At 73.2% G+C, this 14247-nt stretch carries 14 protein-coding genes, 1 tRNA gene, 1 other RNA gene and 2 pseudogenes; 5 read left to right on the forward strand and 13 right to left on the reverse strand.

Annotated features, from left to right (window positions below; genetic code table 11):
- The first annotated feature begins 13 nt into the window (after positions 1–13).
- The gene (locus tag ABEB13_RS19835) at positions 14–433 is read left to right on the forward strand and encodes a hypothetical protein (protein ID WP_345706570.1); all 420 of its coding nucleotides are present in this window, start codon (positions 14–16) and stop codon (positions 431–433) included.
- A 28-nt stretch (positions 434–461) separates the two neighbouring features.
- On the opposite strand, the gene ABEB13_RS19840 is transcribed toward ABEB13_RS19835, so the two are convergent.
- Together ABEB13_RS19840 and ABEB13_RS19845 are read right to left on the reverse strand one after the other, a co-directional pair.
- Complete coding sequence (locus ABEB13_RS19840; RefSeq protein WP_345706571.1) at positions 462–1250, reverse strand: SURF1 family protein; 789 nt, start codon at positions 1248–1250, stop codon at positions 462–464.
- A 53-nt stretch (positions 1251–1303) separates the two neighbouring features.
- On the reverse strand, positions 1304–2137 hold the full coding sequence (locus ABEB13_RS19845; protein WP_345706572.1) for a helix-turn-helix transcriptional regulator: 834 nt from the start codon (positions 2135–2137) through the stop codon (positions 1304–1306).
- Positions 2138–2234: 97 nt separating this feature from the next.
- Here ABEB13_RS19845 and ABEB13_RS19850 point away from each other — a divergent pair, with 97 nt between their 5' ends.
- Positions 2235–3044, forward strand: a complete 810-nt coding sequence (locus ABEB13_RS19850) for an SDR family oxidoreductase (RefSeq protein WP_345706573.1) — start codon at positions 2235–2237, stop codon at positions 3042–3044.
- Positions 3045–3108: 64 nt separating this feature from the next.
- Here the strand turns inward: ABEB13_RS19850 and ABEB13_RS19855 are convergent, their stop codons facing one another.
- From ABEB13_RS19855 to ffs, 8 genes and pseudogenes are all read right to left on the reverse strand, one after another.
- Entirely contained in the window at positions 3109–4011 is a 903-nt protein-coding gene (locus ABEB13_RS19855; protein WP_345706574.1) for a hypothetical protein, read from the reverse strand.
- Between the two features lie 112 nt (positions 4012–4123).
- Positions 4124–4645: a SigE family RNA polymerase sigma factor gene (locus ABEB13_RS19860; RefSeq protein WP_100889461.1), complete on the reverse strand. Its 522-nt coding sequence runs from the start codon at positions 4643–4645 to the stop codon at positions 4124–4126.
- A gap of 280 nt (positions 4646–4925) precedes the next feature.
- On the reverse strand, positions 4926–6206 hold the full coding sequence (locus ABEB13_RS19865; protein ID WP_345706575.1) for an aspartate kinase: 1281 nt from the start codon (positions 6204–6206) through the stop codon (positions 4926–4928).
- A gap of 238 nt (positions 6207–6444) precedes the next feature.
- Complete coding sequence (locus tag ABEB13_RS19870; RefSeq protein ID WP_345706576.1) at positions 6445–7086, reverse strand: DUF5063 domain-containing protein; 642 nt, start codon at positions 7084–7086, stop codon at positions 6445–6447.
- The gene (recR, locus tag ABEB13_RS19875) at positions 7079–7675 is read right to left on the reverse strand and encodes a recombination mediator RecR (RefSeq protein WP_345709737.1); all 597 of its coding nucleotides are present in this window, start codon (positions 7673–7675) and stop codon (positions 7079–7081) included. The genes ABEB13_RS19870 and recR overlap by 8 nt, the downstream gene beginning before the upstream one ends.
- 172 nt (positions 7676–7847) lie before the next feature.
- On the reverse strand, positions 7848–8159 hold the full coding sequence (locus ABEB13_RS19880) for a YbaB/EbfC family nucleoid-associated protein (RefSeq protein ID WP_380233124.1): 312 nt from the start codon (positions 8157–8159) through the stop codon (positions 7848–7850).
- Positions 8160–8271: 112 nt separating this feature from the next.
- A pseudogene (locus ABEB13_RS19885) lies at positions 8272–10460 on the reverse strand (DNA polymerase III subunit gamma and tau).
- 81 nt (positions 10461–10541) lie between these two features.
- Positions 10542–10632: signal recognition particle sRNA small type (gene ffs, locus ABEB13_RS19890), an RNA gene on the reverse strand.
- A gap of 131 nt (positions 10633–10763) precedes the next feature.
- Here ffs and ABEB13_RS19895 point away from each other — a divergent pair.
- Together ABEB13_RS19895 and ABEB13_RS19900 are read left to right on the forward strand one after the other, a co-directional pair.
- Positions 10764–10848 (forward strand) — tRNA-Ser (locus tag ABEB13_RS19895).
- Positions 10849–11110: 262 nt separating this feature from the next.
- Positions 11111–11401, forward strand: a pseudogene (locus ABEB13_RS19900) (RNA polymerase sigma factor); the annotation flags it as partial.
- Between the two features lie 313 nt (positions 11402–11714).
- Here ABEB13_RS19900 and ABEB13_RS19905 read toward each other — a convergent pair.
- On the reverse strand, positions 11715–11990 hold the full coding sequence (locus tag ABEB13_RS19905) for a hypothetical protein (RefSeq protein WP_345710012.1): 276 nt from the start codon (positions 11988–11990) through the stop codon (positions 11715–11717).
- 90 nt (positions 11991–12080) lie between these two features.
- Here ABEB13_RS19905 and ABEB13_RS19910 point away from each other — a divergent pair, with 90 nt between their 5' ends.
- On the forward strand, positions 12081–13328 hold the full coding sequence (locus ABEB13_RS19910; RefSeq protein ID WP_345706577.1) for a hypothetical protein: 1248 nt from the start codon (positions 12081–12083) through the stop codon (positions 13326–13328).
- Positions 13329–13517: 189 nt separating this feature from the next.
- Here ABEB13_RS19910 and ABEB13_RS19915 read toward each other — a convergent pair whose 3' ends face one another.
- On the reverse strand, positions 13518–13931 hold the full coding sequence (locus tag ABEB13_RS19915; RefSeq protein ID WP_345706578.1) for a DNA-binding protein: 414 nt from the start codon (positions 13929–13931) through the stop codon (positions 13518–13520).
- A complete protein-coding gene (locus tag ABEB13_RS19920; RefSeq protein ID WP_345706579.1) occupies positions 13913–14197 on the reverse strand; it encodes a hypothetical protein in 285 nt (94 codons plus the stop codon). Before ABEB13_RS19920 ends, ABEB13_RS19915 begins: the two co-directional genes overlap by 19 nt.
- Between the last annotated feature and the right edge of the window lie 50 nt (positions 14198–14247).

Genomic DNA, 14247 nt, shown 5'->3' on the forward strand with positions numbered 1-14247 from the left:
CGGGAGACAGGGCATGAGCGGGCGCACCGCACGACGCACCGCGGGACGCACCGCGCTGACGGCCGCGGCCGTCCTCGCCGTCCTGCTGACGGCCACTGCCTGCTCGGACGCGGGCGACGGCCCGTGCTCCGACGCGGCGGGCGCGCCGGCCGACCGGGTCGCCGAGGGCGACGCGGCCGCGGGCGGTGTCCTCGGCGGTGACCTCTCGGCGCAGCTGCTGGACAGGTCGAAGTCCGGGCGGAGCTCCAAGAAGTCGAAGAGCACGCGGACGGTCCACCACTACAGCTCCACGGGCGGCACCGGGTCCACCACCGGCCGCTCCGGCGGCTGCGGCTCCTCGCCGGTGCCCAGCCGGACGTTCTCCGTCCCGCCGACCCCGGGCGGCCCGGGCGGTGTCCCGTCGCCGCGCACCCCGCTGCCGACCAGGAGCTGAGCCGGCCGGGCGCCGAACAGGCCGGGCCCTACGCCGCGGGCTCCAGCCCCAGGGCCCGGTCCTGAGCGGCCTCCGCCTCGCGGCGGACCAGCCGGAAGAACATGAACACCACGAAGCCCGCGAAGACGAACCACTCCAGGGTGTAGCCCAGGTTCTGGAACGCCCGCAGGGTGAGCCCGTCGCCGCCCTGCGGCTGGACGGTCGGCACCGCGGACAGCCCGGCCGGCGCCGCGTCCGCGGCCACCCAGCCGTCGTACACCGGGTACGGCAGCACGTTGATCAGGGTGGCCGGGCTGATCGTGCCGAGCTGGCCGGCCGGCAGGCCGCCCGCGACGGCGCCGCCGCTGCCGCTGCTCTCCGGCGCCTGGAGGCGGCCGGTGACGGTCACCTCGCCGGACGGCGCCGCCGGGACACCGGCCGCTCCTCCGGGCGAACCGGGCGCCCAGCCGCGGACGACCGCGACGGCCCGGCCGTTGGCGGTGCGCAGCGGGGTGAGCACGTAGTAGCCGGCCCGGCCGTCCAGTGTCCGGCCCGGCACCAGCAGCTGGTGCGCGGTGTCGTAGCGGCCGGCGGCGGAGACCGCCCGGCCGACAGTGTCGGTACCGACCTCCGGGCGGGCCGCGGTGAGCACCCCGGAGAGCGGTTCGGCGGGCGCAGCGGCGGCGCCGGCCGCGGCCCGGGAGGTGTCGTGCTGGGTCGCGACCCTGTCCTCGAACCGGCCGAGCTGCCAGGAGCCGAGCCACAGGCAGACCACGATCGCGAGCACGCCGGCGGCGCAGGCGGCGATCCAGCGCGGGGTCAGGAGGAACCGGTACACCCCACCACGGTAACCACTCCACACACCGGCCCCGGCCGCAGGGTCGCGGCGGCTCAGAGCGCGGAGGCCGACAGTCCGGCCAGCCGGCGGGCCGCGTCCGAGCCGGCCGGAGCGGTGAACGCCACCAGCAGCTGGTCCGGGTCGCCCGGCAGGGCCAGCGTCTCGTACGCGAGGTCGACCAGTCCGGCCTCCGGATGCCGGAGCACCTTGCGGCCGTGGGTCTTCTCCCGGACCCGGTGCTCGGCCCAGAGCACGGCGAAGTCGGGCGAGCCGGCGGACAGCTCCCCGACCAGGGCGGTCAGGCGGTCGTCCGCGGGGTGGCGCGCGGCCTCCAGCCGGAGGTGGGCGACAGTGTCGGCGGCGACGTCCGCCCAGTGCGCGTAGAACGTCCGGGCACCGGGGTCGAGGAAGGCGTGCCGGGCCATGTTGCGCTCGTGCTCCGGGCGGTCGGCGAGGCCGTACAGCGCGTCGGCGGGCGCGTTCCAGGCGAGCACGTCCATGCACCGGCCGAGGACGAACGCCGGGCCGGCGAAGCCGTCCAGCAGCAGGCGCACCCCGGGACGGACGGACGGCGCCGCGGCGGGCGCCTGCTGCCGGCCGGGACGGGCGAGGTCGACCAGGTGGGCGCGCTCGACCCGGTCCAGGCGCAGCACCCGGGCGACCGCGTCCAGCACGCCGTCGGACACCCCGCGGCTGCGGCCCTGCTCCAGCCGCACGTAGTAGTCGACGCTGACCCCGGCGAGCTGCGCCACCTCCTCGCGGCGCAGGCCGGGGACGCGGCGGCGGCCGTGCACCGGCAGGCCGACCTCCTCGGGCTGCACCAGGGCCCGCCGGGTCCGCAGGAACTCCCCCAGCTGCTCCGACGGATGGAACGCGCGCTCGGCCATACCGCGACCCTACGGCCCCGGGCCGGTCCGCAGGGTGGTTCCGGCAGACCCAGGAAAACCGTCGCCCTCCCGAACGCCGACCGGCGCCGCGAGGCTGGTGGACGTCAGCACGCACCAGCACGGAACCGGAGCCCGCCATGACCCCGTACCCCCGCTCGCCGGCCGCACCGCCGTCGTCACCGGAGCCGCCAGCGGCATGGGTGCCGCCACCGCCCGGCTGCTCGCCGCCCAGGGCGCCTCGGTGGCCCTGCTGGCCCGCCGCGAGGACCGGCTGAAGGAACTCGCGGACGAGATCGCCGCGGCCGGCGGCCACGCCCTGCCGGTCGCCGCCGACGTCACCGACCAGGCGTCGGTGGACGCCGCGGCGGCGCTGGTCGGTGCCCGCCTCGGCCGGGTCGACCTGGTGGTCGCGGCCGCCGGGGTGATGCTGCCCAACCCGCTCGACGACGGCCGCGTCGACGAGTGGACCCGGATGATCGACACCAATGTGACCGGTGTGCTGCGGACCGTACGGGCGTTCACCGGCGACCTGGTCGCGGCGGCCGCCGAGGGCGCCGCGGCCGACCTGGTGACCGTCTCCTCGATCGGCGCGCACGTGGTCTTCCCGAACTACGCGGTGTACGGCGCCACCAAGGCCGCTCTCACGCACCTCGCCGCCTCGCTGCGCAGCGAACTCGGCCCGCGCGACGTCCGGGTGACCAACATCGAGCCCGGTCTGACCGACACCGAGCTCGGCACGCACGTCGACAACGCGCAGCTCGGCCCGGACGGCCAGCTCGGCGCCATGTTCGAGGCGATCGGGCCGCTGGCCGCCGAGGACGTCGCCGACCTGGTCGGCTACGTGGCGAGCCGTCCCCGCCGGGTGAACCTGCGCCAGATCGTGGTGCTGCCGACCCGCCAGGCCTGACCGCCCGTCCGCCGGGCGGAACCACGGGCGGGGCCGCGGGTGCGGCGACGGGCGGCCGGGGCGCTCAGCCCGGGGTCGGCGCGGGGGTCGCGGGCTCGACGGGCACGGTCTCCGGGGCGGCGCGGTAGACCGTACCGGCGCAGCTCCCGCTGACCACCGCGCTGGCCGCTGCGGGGGCGCCCGCCTGCGGGGTGTGCACGATCGTGACGGCCGGCGGCGCGGCGGACGGAGTGGTGGTCGGGCTCGGGCTCGGGTCGGCGGCGCCGGGAGCGGGGTCCGCGGTGCCCTGGCCGGCACCGGCCCCCGCCCCGGCGGCGGCCGAGGGCGCCTTGCCGCCGGACTGCTCGCTCGGGCACGTCCCGTCGGGGACCCAGCCGAACCGGACCCGGTACCCCTCGCCGGGACCGATGACCAGCGGGGCAGTGGTGGGCGCCGGGGCCGGCAGCGCGGTGGCCGGATCGCCGGCGGTGTGGTCGGCGACCCTGAGCCGGGCCGGGTCCGCGCCGTTGGCCGCGGTGAGGCCGAGGGTGCCGGCGCCGGTGACACCGCAGCGCCGGGCCGAGGTGTTGCGCACGGTGAACGACCCGTACACGTGGCCGGCCGCGTCGGCGGCGTCCAGGTGGGCCTCGGCCCGGCCGAGGTCGCCCCGGACGCAGTCCGGGACGGCGACGACGACGGGGGACGCCCCGGTGTCGGGGCTGCCGCTCGGCGTCGCGCTGTCGGCCGGTGCCCCGGTGCCTGCGCCGCCGGGCAGCGCCGGGTGCGGAGTCGTCCGGTGGCCCTCCGGGCTGCCCGGGACGGGCGGCGCCGCCGTGCTGCCGTGATAGGCGTCGGCGTCACCGGCGGCGGGGCCGCCGGTGAACGGGAACGGCTGCACCGCGCCGATCGCCGGGACGGCCACCGCGGTGAGCAGGAAGGCCGCGGCACCCGTCCACGCGTAGCGGTGCCGGGCCCGGCGGCGCGGCACGGCGGCCCGGATCAGGCCCAGGGCGTCGGGATCCGGCTCGACGTCGGCGACGGACCGCAGGAACCGGGCGCGCAGCTCGTACTCGGACTCCCCTGGCCCGACAGGTCGTCACTCACCGGCCGCCCCCCATCAGCACGCGCAGGGACGCCAGGCCGCGCGAGCCGTAGGCCTTCACCGAACCGATGGAGACGCCCAGCACCTCGGCGACCTGGGCCTCCGTCAGGTCCGCGTAGTAGCGCAGCACGAGCACCTCCCGCTGGCGGCGCTGCAGACCGCGCAGCGCGATCCTCAACTCGTCGCGTTCCAGCGCATCGTAGGCCCCTTCTTCTGCACTGGCCATGTCAGGCATCGGCTTCGGCAGCAGCCGCAGCCCCAGGATCCTCCTGCGCAGGGTGGAGCGGGACAGGTTGACGACCGTCTGGCGCAGGTACGCCAAGGTCTTCTCCGGTTCGCGCACCCGCCGCCGGGCCGCGTGGACCCGGATGAACGCCTCCTGGACGACGTCCTCGCACGACGACAGGTCGTCCAGCAGCAGTGCGGCAAGGCGCAGCAACGACCGGTAGTGGGCCTGGTACGTCTCGGTCAGCAGATCGACGCTGGCCCCTGTCGCGTCCGCCGCCGCGGCCGAGCCCATCCGACTATCGGCCCACCGGCGAACCGGCAGCCTCAGGGGCAGCACCGCCCCCGGCACCGCTTCGATCACGTTCGACACGCCTGTTGGACACTCGATCCCCCGTCATGGTTGCCCGGACGGCCTGACATTCTTCCGTACGGAGGTCGCGGCCTCCAGCAGGGTGGTGGGGGATTCCGGCGGATGGTCCCGGCAGGATCGGGAGAATTCGTGTTCACGCGGCCCGATCGCAGGCGAACGGGCCGGGCTTCGCCGTCGCGGAGCCCGGCCCGTCCGTCCGGCGTCAGCGGCCGGTGCCGCCGTAGACCACGGCCTCGTCGGTCTCCGTGTCGAGGCCGAAGGCGGTGTGCACGGCGCGCACGGCCTCCGGGATGTCCTCGGCGCGGGTGACCACGGAGATGCGGATCTCCGAGGTGGAGATCAGCTCGATGTTGACCCCGGCCTCCGAGAGCGCCTCGAAGAACGTCGCGGTGACGCCCGGGTTGGACCGCATGCCGGCACCGACCAGCGACAGCTTGCCGATCGCGTCGTCGTAGCGCAGCGACTCGTAGCCGATGCCGTCCTTGACCCGGCCGAGGGCGTCGATGGCCTTCTGGCCGTCGGTCTTCGGCAGGGTGAACGAGATGTCGGTGAGGCCGGTGGACGCGGTGGAGACGTTCTGCACCACCATGTCGATGTTGACCTCGGCATCCGCGATGGCGCGGAAGATGCGGGCCGCCTCGCCCGGCTTGTCCGGTACGCCGACGACCGTGATCTTGGCCTCGGACGTGTCGTGGGCGACTCCGGAGATGATGGCCTGCTCCATCTCGCCCCCTTCGGGCTTGTTGGGGTTGTCGCTGCTCACGATAGTCCCCGGCAGACCGGAGAACGACGAGCGCACGTGGATCGGGATGTTGTAGCGGCGGGCGTACTCGACGCACCGGTCGAGGAGCACCTTGGAACCGGACGAGGCCAGCTCCAGCATGTCCTCGAACGCGATCCAGTCGATCTTGCGGGCCTTCTTCACCACGCGCGGGTCGGCGGTGAACACGCCGTCCACGTCGGTGTAGATCTCGCAGACCTCGGCGCCGAGCGCCGCGGCCAGGGCGACGGCGGTGGTGTCCGAGCCGCCGCGGCCCAGGGTGGTGATGTCCTTGGAGACCTGCGACACGCCCTGGAAGCCGGCCACGATCGCGATGTTGCCCTCGTCGAGGGCGTTGCGGATGCGGCCCGGCGTCACATCGATGATGCGCGCCCGGTTGTGACTGGAGTCGGTGATCACACCGGCCTGGCTGCCCGTGAAGGACTGGGCGTCGAAGCCCAGCGTTTTGATCGCCATGGCCAGCAGTGCCATGGAGATGCGCTCTCCTGCGGTCAGCAGCATGTCGAACTCACGGCCGGACGGAAGAGGGGTCACCTGTTCCGCGAGTTCGATGAGCTCGTCCGTCGTGTCTCCCATCGCGGACACCACGACGACGACCTCATGGCCGGCCTTCCTGGTGTCGACGATCCGGCGGGCGACGCGCTTGATGCCTTCGGCATCCGCAACGGATGAGCCGCCGTACTTCTGCACGACAAGGCCCACGTGCGCTCCTCGACTTGTGTCGTTTCGGGGGTGGTGGCCCCCTTCTGCGGTCGCGGCCAGTCTATCCAGCAGGAACGCCCCCACCGGCGGCTTCCGCATGATGAGACGGTGATATCGCCTGATGAACAGCCCGGACGGGCAGGTCTGCGGGCGGACCGTCACCGGCCAGAAGAAAATCCGGGCCGGGCCTCGGCCCGGTCCCGGATTTCACGTGGTGAGGACGGAGGGGACGACTGCGTCACAGTCCGAGTTCGGCCGCCATCAGATCGCCCGCCTGCTGCTCCAGCTGCTCGTCGGTGAGCCCGTCGTCGTCGGTGTCCGCACCGTCCACCGCCGCACCGATCGGGCTGTCCAGACGCACGTGCGCGATCAGCGACTGCAGCGCCCGCAGCACCGCCGTGCAGGTCGATCCCCAGTTGGAGAGGTACGAGAACTGCCACCACCACAGCGCCTCGCTGACCCGGCCCTCGCGGTAGTGCACCAGGCCGTGCCGCAGCTCCGCGACCACCCCGGCGACATCGTCCGAGATCCGGAAGGCACTCGGCTTCTCCGGCGGCCCGTACGGGTCGAAGACCTCGTGGTAGACGTCGATCGGCGCGAGCAGCACGGCGAGCCGCTCGCGCAGCTCCACGCCGTCCGGCTCCGGGCCGGTGTCGGGCTCGAAACGGTCCTCCGGCAGGACGTCCTCGATCGCACCGAGGCGCCCGCCCGCCAGCAGCAACTGCGAGACCTCCAGCAGCAGCAGCGAGATCGCGCTGCCCGGCTCGTCGCCCTTGGCCACCTCGGTCACGGCGAGCACGAAGCTCTCCACCGAGTCGGCGATCTGCACGGCGAAGTCGTCGGGCGCCTGGGTGCGGTTGGTGTCGCTGTGGTCAGACATCGAGCAGTCGTCTCCCTTCGAAGGCCCGGCCGAGGGTGACCTCGTCGGCGTACTCCAAGTCCCCGCCGACGGGCAGACCGCTCGCCAGCCGGGTCACCTTCAGGCCCATCGGCTTGCACAGCCGGGCCAGGTAGGTGGCGGTCGCCTCCTCCAGGTTGGGGTCGGTGGCCAGGATCAGCTCGGTGACCGTGCCGTCGGCGAGCCGTGTCATCAGCTCGCGGATCCGCAGGTCCTCCGGGCCGACACCCTCGATCGGGCTGATCGCGCCGCCCAGCACGTGGTACCGACCGCGGAACTCCCTCGTCCGCTCGATCGCCACCACGTCCTTCGGCTCCTCGACCACGCAGACCACCGTGAGGTCCCGGCGCGGGTCCAGGCAGACCCGGCACTGCTCGGACTCCGCGACGTTGCCGCAGACCGCACAGAACCGGACCTTCTCCTTGACCTGCAACAGCGCGTGCGCCAGCCGGCGCACGTCGACCGGGTCGGCCTGCAGGACGTGGAAGGCGATCCGCTGCGCGCTCTTGGGCCCGACGCCGGGCAGCCTGCCCAGTTCGTCGATCAGGTCCTGAACCACGCCCTCGTACAACGTCACGCCTTCCTTCGGCCGGGGCCACGGCCCGGTGGCCGTCGCTCCGGTGCCATCATCCAACGAATCGGGCGCCGGACACACCGTCCGACGCCCGACTCCCGCATAAATCACACAGCGCACACCTGTCGCACCGGACCGGCACCACCGGCGCCGCGCAACCCCGCGCAGGTCAGAACGGCAGACCGGGGATCCCGCCGCCGAGCCCCTGGGTCAGCGGGCCCATCCGCTCCGCCTGGAGCTTCTGCGCGGCGCCGGTCGCGTCGCGGACGGCGGCCAGCACCAGATCGGCCAGGGTCTCGGTGTCCTCCGGGTCGACCGCGGCCGGCGCGATGGTCAGCGCCACCAGCTCGCCCGCACCGGTCACCGTCGCCTCGACCAGGCCACCGCCCGCCGAACCGCTCACCTTGGTCTCGGCCAGCTCCTTCTGAGCCCGGCCGAGCTCCTCCTGCATCTTCTGCGCCTGCTTGAGCAGCTGCTGCATGTTGGGCTGGCCACCAGGGAACACGGTCCTTCTCCTGCCTCTGCGACATCGACGTCGTTCCCGAGCCTACGCGGCCCGGTCGGACGCCGCGCCGGGCGCGGCGGACCCCTGGTCAGCCGTGGTGGTGGATCTCCTCCAGCACCGTCGCCCCGAGTTCACGGATGATCAGCTCCTGTCCGGAGAAGGCCTCCTCGGTCAGATCCGGGTCGTCGTCCTCGGGGATGTCGTCCTCCGGCGCGACCGGCGGCGGCTGCGGCGGCCGGTGGGGCGCGGCGGCGGACGGCTGCCCGACGGGAGCCGCCGCCGTCGGGGCCGGCGGAGCCGCGGGCTGCGGAGCCGGGGCAGCGGGCTGCTGGACCGGCGGCGCCTGGTAGGCGGGCGGGGCCGGAGTCGCGGCCGCGGGGCGGGACGGTGCCGCAGCACCCCAGCCGCCACCGCCACCCTGCGGCGGGGCCGCCGGGGCGGCCGTCCCGCCGGAGGGATCGATGATGCACTCGACCCGCCAGTCGACCCCGAGCGCGTCGGCCAGCGCCTGGCGCAGCACCTCGTCGCTGTGGCTGCCGACGAAGCTGTCCCGGGCGCCGGCGTTGACGAACGACACCTGCAGGACACTGCCGTCGAAACCTGCCACCTGGCCGTTCTGGCTCAGCAGGATCCAGGTGAACCGGCGGCGGTTCTTCACCGCTTCCAGGATCTGCGGCCACATCTGCCGGATCTGCTGCGCACCCTGCTGGGCGACGGCGGACGGCTGCTGGGCCGCCGGGACGGGGGCCGCTGCCGGAGCGGGGGCCGGCGTCGGCGCCGGGGTCTCCACCGGGGCGGGCTGGACGGGGGCGGGCGCCGGAGCGGCCTCGGCCGGTGCACCGGCGGCACCCTGCGCCGAGAAGCTGCGCGGGATCGGCCAAGCTCCGGGTGCCGGAGCGGCGGGCTGCGGCGCGGGCGACTGCGGCGCGGCCGGGACGGACGGTGGCTGGGCGGCCGGAGCCTGCGCGGGGGCCGGCTGCTGCACGGGCGGCGCGGCGGCCGGGGCGGGGGCGTGGGCGACCGGCGCGGAGGCCGGGGCGGACACGGGGGCCTGCGGATGCGCCGGTGCCTGCACCGGCATCGCCGCCGGGAGCGCGCCGCCCGCCGGGAAGCCGCCGGCCGCGGCCCGGCGCTCCAGCTTGTCCAGCCGGGCCTGCAGGGAGAGCTCGTCGCTGTACGCGCCGGGCAGCATCACCCGGGCGCAGATCAGCTCCAGCTGGAGGCGGGGGCGGCGTTGCCGCGCATGTCCGTCAGACCGGTGTTCACGATGTCGGCAGCCCGGCTGAGCTCCGCCGAACCGAACCGGTCGGCCTGCGCCTGCATCACCGCGACCCGGTCCGCCGGGGCGTCGATCAGGCCCTTCTCGCCGGCGTCCGGGACGGTGGCGAGGATCACCAGGTCGCGCAGCCGCTCCAGCAGGTCCGTCACGAAGCGGCGGGGGTCGTGGCCGCCCTCGACCACGCGGTCCACCACCTGGAAGACGGTCGCGCCGTCGTGCGCGGCGAAGGCGTCCACCACCTCGTCCAGCAGGGCCGAGTCGGTGTATCCGAGCAGGGCGGTGGCCATCGGGTAGGTCACGCCGCCCTCGCCGGCACCGGCCAGCAGCTGGTCCATCACCGACATCGAGTCGCGCACGGAGCCGGCGCCGGCCCGGACGACCAGCGGGAAGACGGAGTCCTCGACCTGGATGCCCTCGCGGCCGCACACCTCGGCGAGGTAGTCGCGCAGCGTGCCCGGCGGGACGAGGCGGAAGGGGTAGTGGTGGGTGCGGGACCGGATCGTCCCGATGACCTTCTCCGGCTCGGTGGTCGCGAAGATGAACTTGAGGTGCTCCGGGGGCTCCTCCACGACCTTCAGCAGGGCGTTGAAGCCGGCCGAGGTCACCATGTGGGCCTCGTCCAGGATGAAGATCTTGTACCGGCTGTGCACCGGCGCGAAGAACGCCCGCTCGCGCAGCTCACGGGCATCGTCGACACCACCGTGCGAGGCGGCGTCGATCTCGATCACGTCGATCGACCCGGGGCCGCCGGTCGCCAGGTCGCGGCAGGACTGGCACTCCCCGCAGGGGGTGGGGGTCGGGCCCTGCTCGCAGTTCAGACAGCGCGCCAGGATGCGCGCGCTCGTCGTCTTGCCGCAGCCGCGCGGCCCGCTGAAGAGATAGGCGTGGTTGACCCTGTTGTTGCGCAGGGCCTGCTGGAGCGGGGCGGTCACGTGCTCCTGCCCGATGACCTCCGCGAAGGTCTCGGGGCGGTAGCGGCGGTACAGGGCTAGGGACACGCCACCGACGATATCGGGACGGGCCGACAAACGCGTCGCCCCCGCCCGGACGGCCCGCCACGGATACGGGCCCCGGGAACGCAAGGACCCCCGTGCACCCGCCAGAGCCCTCCTACCCTTGCTGCCTTCCGGCCCTGGGGGAGTTCAGAGAGATGACGCCGCACGAGGGGCTGCCCCAAGAGTAGCGGATCCGGGCCCCGGCTCCGGCCACCACCCCGATCTCGGATCCGCAGGTGCTCCCGCACGGTCGCCTGCGGGATAGCGGTTCGCGAGCACCCCTCGACATGTACTAAGCTCTCCCACGGAGGATTCGCCTAGAGGCCTAGGGCGCACGCTTGGAAAGCGTGTTGGGGGCAACCCCTCACGAGTTCGAATCTCGTATCCTCCGCCTCCGCCCGCCAGGGCAAACGAAAGGCCCCGACCGCTCAGCGGTCGGGGCCTTCGTCGTTCCCGTTCCCCGGTGCGGCCTTGGTTGCCTCGGACGAGCCTCGCGATGGAGTTCGAGGCAGGCCCGCACCGCTCTATGCTCGCGGCCGGGCCCGGTCGGGTGCCGTGCCACCAGCTGTTTCACTGGAGCGAGCAACCTGCCGGCCTGCAATGCCGAGCGTGTGACGTGGATCACGACAACGGCGGGACGCGGCTGGACAGGCATGGCTGTGGAGCAATCGACACGTGCTCGGGTGCGAGCCGGGGATTCGGTGGCGTTCGGGGAGATCTTCGAGGATCACGCCCGCGCGGTGTACCGGCATGCCGTCCGGATGACCGGGGACCGGGCCGTCGCCGAGGACGTGGTCTCACTGACCTTCCTGGAGGCATGGCGCTTGCGCGCGCGGGTCGAACCCGAGGGAGAGAGCCTGCGGCCCTGGCTGCTGGGCATCGCCACCAACGTCATCCGCAACACCCGCCGGGCCGCACGCCGTCATCAGAAGGCACTCGCCCGTGCCGACTGTCGTGCGGTCGGCCGGCAAGGATTTCGACGTCGTGTCCAGAGCCTGCCGGAGCCCGAGTCCAGCCCCCGGAGGGCAACCCGGAGATGCCCTGGAGTCATCCCTGGTGCAACCAGGGGCCATGACGATCGGGCTCCGCCGGCAGAAGGCCCGGACCGCATCGCGGTCCGGGCCGCGGCAGCAGCCGGACCTCATCGAGATGTGAAATTCCGTGTGCCACCGACTCGTTGGCACTACGGTGTGGCCGATCGGGGCCGACCGGCCCCCGGCAGAGAGCGATGCCGTACGTGCACTCTTCTTCCACACGTCATCTCGGCCGTTCGACGGCGGCCTCCACGGCCGTCGCAGTGGTGCTGATCGCTGTGGGTTCGGCGCAACCCGCCTCGGCGGAGTCTGCCGGGAACGACCGCCCCACCGTGAGCGCACCGACCACCTCACCCTCCAGCGCGTGCGCGGGCGGCACGGTCCTCGGCGACACCTCGGTGACGTTCCGCGCCAGGATGGACGATCCGGCCGGTACGACGCTGGGCGCCGAGTTCCGGCTCGCCCGGGCCGACCGGCCGGAGACAGCGGTCAAGGACATCCGGTTGGAGGTGCCCTCCGGCCAGGAGGCGGTGGTGCCCGTTCCCGCCGAGGCCTTCGAGGACGCTGCCGGGGGCGGATCACCGACTTCGTGTGGCAGTTCCGCGCCGGTGCGGACGGCCACAGGAGCAAGTGGTCGCCGACCTGCCGGTTCTCCTTCGACCCGACCCGGCCGGGCACCCCGGTCGTTGCGGCGCCGACCGGCGCGGTGATCGGCAAGCCGGTCACCGTGACGGTGGCGCCTCCCACCGACGGTTCGGTACCGGCCCGCTATTCGTACCAGCTGAATGTCGGTGCCCCGGTGCAGGTCCCGGCGGTCGACGGGCGCGCGGTGATCACGCTGAAGCCCGGTCAGGCCGTCAACTCGCTGACGGTCACCAGCGTGTCCGTCGGCGGCAACTTCGGCGGCTCGACGCAGCTCTCCTTCGCTGCCGCAGCGCCGCCGCCGAACCTGACCACCGCAGACCTGACCGGCGACGGGGTGCCCGACCTGGTCACGGTCGGCGGGCGCAACGGGCTGCCCTCGGGCATCTGGCTGGCCCCCGGCACGGGCGACGGGCACGTCGGCCCCGCCGTGAACATCGGCGCGGCCGGCCCCGGCTTCAACACCGGACCCACCCCGTCCGACTTCGACAGCGCGGTCGCGATCACCGGACGGTTCACCGCCGGCTCCTTCCAGGACGTCCTGTTCTACTACCCGGGCGGCATCCGGGCCGGCTATGCGGGGGTACGCGGCGGCGACGGCAGCGGCGGTGCTCTGCCCGCAGGCGGGCCGAACGGCAGCCTCACCGACTGGTTCGGCAACAACCCTTCGCAGGTCGTCGAAGCCGGTACGGTCTCGGGTCGCAACACCGGGTTCCCGGACCTGCTGGGCATCGCACCGGACGGCTCCGGCGGAACCGCGCTCACTCTCTACCCCGCGGGCTGGGTCACCGACTCGTTCGACATGCCGACGGCATTGAACGTCCGGACCCCCGACGGCGGCACTGACTGGAACGACTGGACGGTCGCCGCCACCGAGATCGCCACCCCGGGCGGCGGCACCGGTACCGCGCTGTTCCTCTGGAAGAAGTCCACCGGTGAGCTCGACCTGTGGAAGGACCTGGCCGCCGACCCCGACACCGGCACCCTGACCTACCACTCCTTCGCCATGGCCACCGGCTGGAACACCGGCGCCGACGTCGAGCTTCAGGCTGCGGACATCAACTCGGACGGCACTCCGGACCTGTGGACCATCGGCACGGGCGGCCAGGTCACCGCCAACCTGTTCAACGGCTTGTCCCCCACCGGACCGGCAGGCCTCACCCAGGTACCGAGCACCCTCTCCGTCTCCGGCTGATCCCCGACCGACGGCCGACCCCTGGTCCCGGTCCGCCGACAGAAGGCCCGGACCGCATCGCGGTCCGGGCCTTCGTCGTCCACCGGCCCGGCTTCACCTTGCCGCATGGCCACCCGCAGTCGCAGTGCCTCGACCGGCAGACCGTGTGCGAACGCACAGCCCGGCAGGGCTCACGCCCGCGACAGCCCATCAGACGGCCACGAGGCGCACCCGGTCACCGCAGAGCTTGGTCATGTCGTCGATGTCCGACGTCAGCAGAACGACCGGTCGCTGCTGCCGTAGTGCCATCTCGGCCACTGCCGCGTCGATCGCGTACTTGTGGCCGTGCAGGCCCGTGGCGATGAGCATCGCGGAAGCCGCCCGCGCCTCCTCGTCGCCCACCTGCACAATCCGCACACCGGACAGGATCCACCGGAGCCGGGCCTGATCGGTTCGGCTGTGAACAGCTCCGATGATGGTCAGAGCACTGATCACCACCTCCATGCCCCGCTTCCGTGCCTCCGCGACCAGTGCGACGGCCGGTTCATGGTCACCGAGCAGCTTGGCAAGACCCTCGGAGTCGAGCACCAGGGTGCCCTCGTGCGTCAGCTTGCGACGGGCCATCCGCCCTCCTCGGCGAACACCTCGTCGAAGACCTGCCGCGCTCGCTCCTGCTCTGCAGGCGAGATCGATCCCTTCCGACGTTCGTAGTCGGCCAGGTACTCGTCCAGGATCTGACCGCGCAATTCACGCTCGACGGCCGCAGTGATGAACGCCGAGAACTCACGCTTGCCCACCCGCCGGCGGATGGCCTCGGCCGTACCTTCGGGCAGGGAGAGGCTGACCCTGGTGGCCGGCCCCTCGCCGATGCTGTAGGGCATGTCAGTCATGAACCCAGATTATCAAAGAAGTAGGAATGAGGATTCCTGATCTGGTTCAC

Source organism: Kitasatospora paranensis (assembly GCF_039544005.1).
Lineage (GTDB): Bacteria > Actinomycetota > Actinomycetes > Streptomycetales > Streptomycetaceae > Kitasatospora > Kitasatospora paranensis.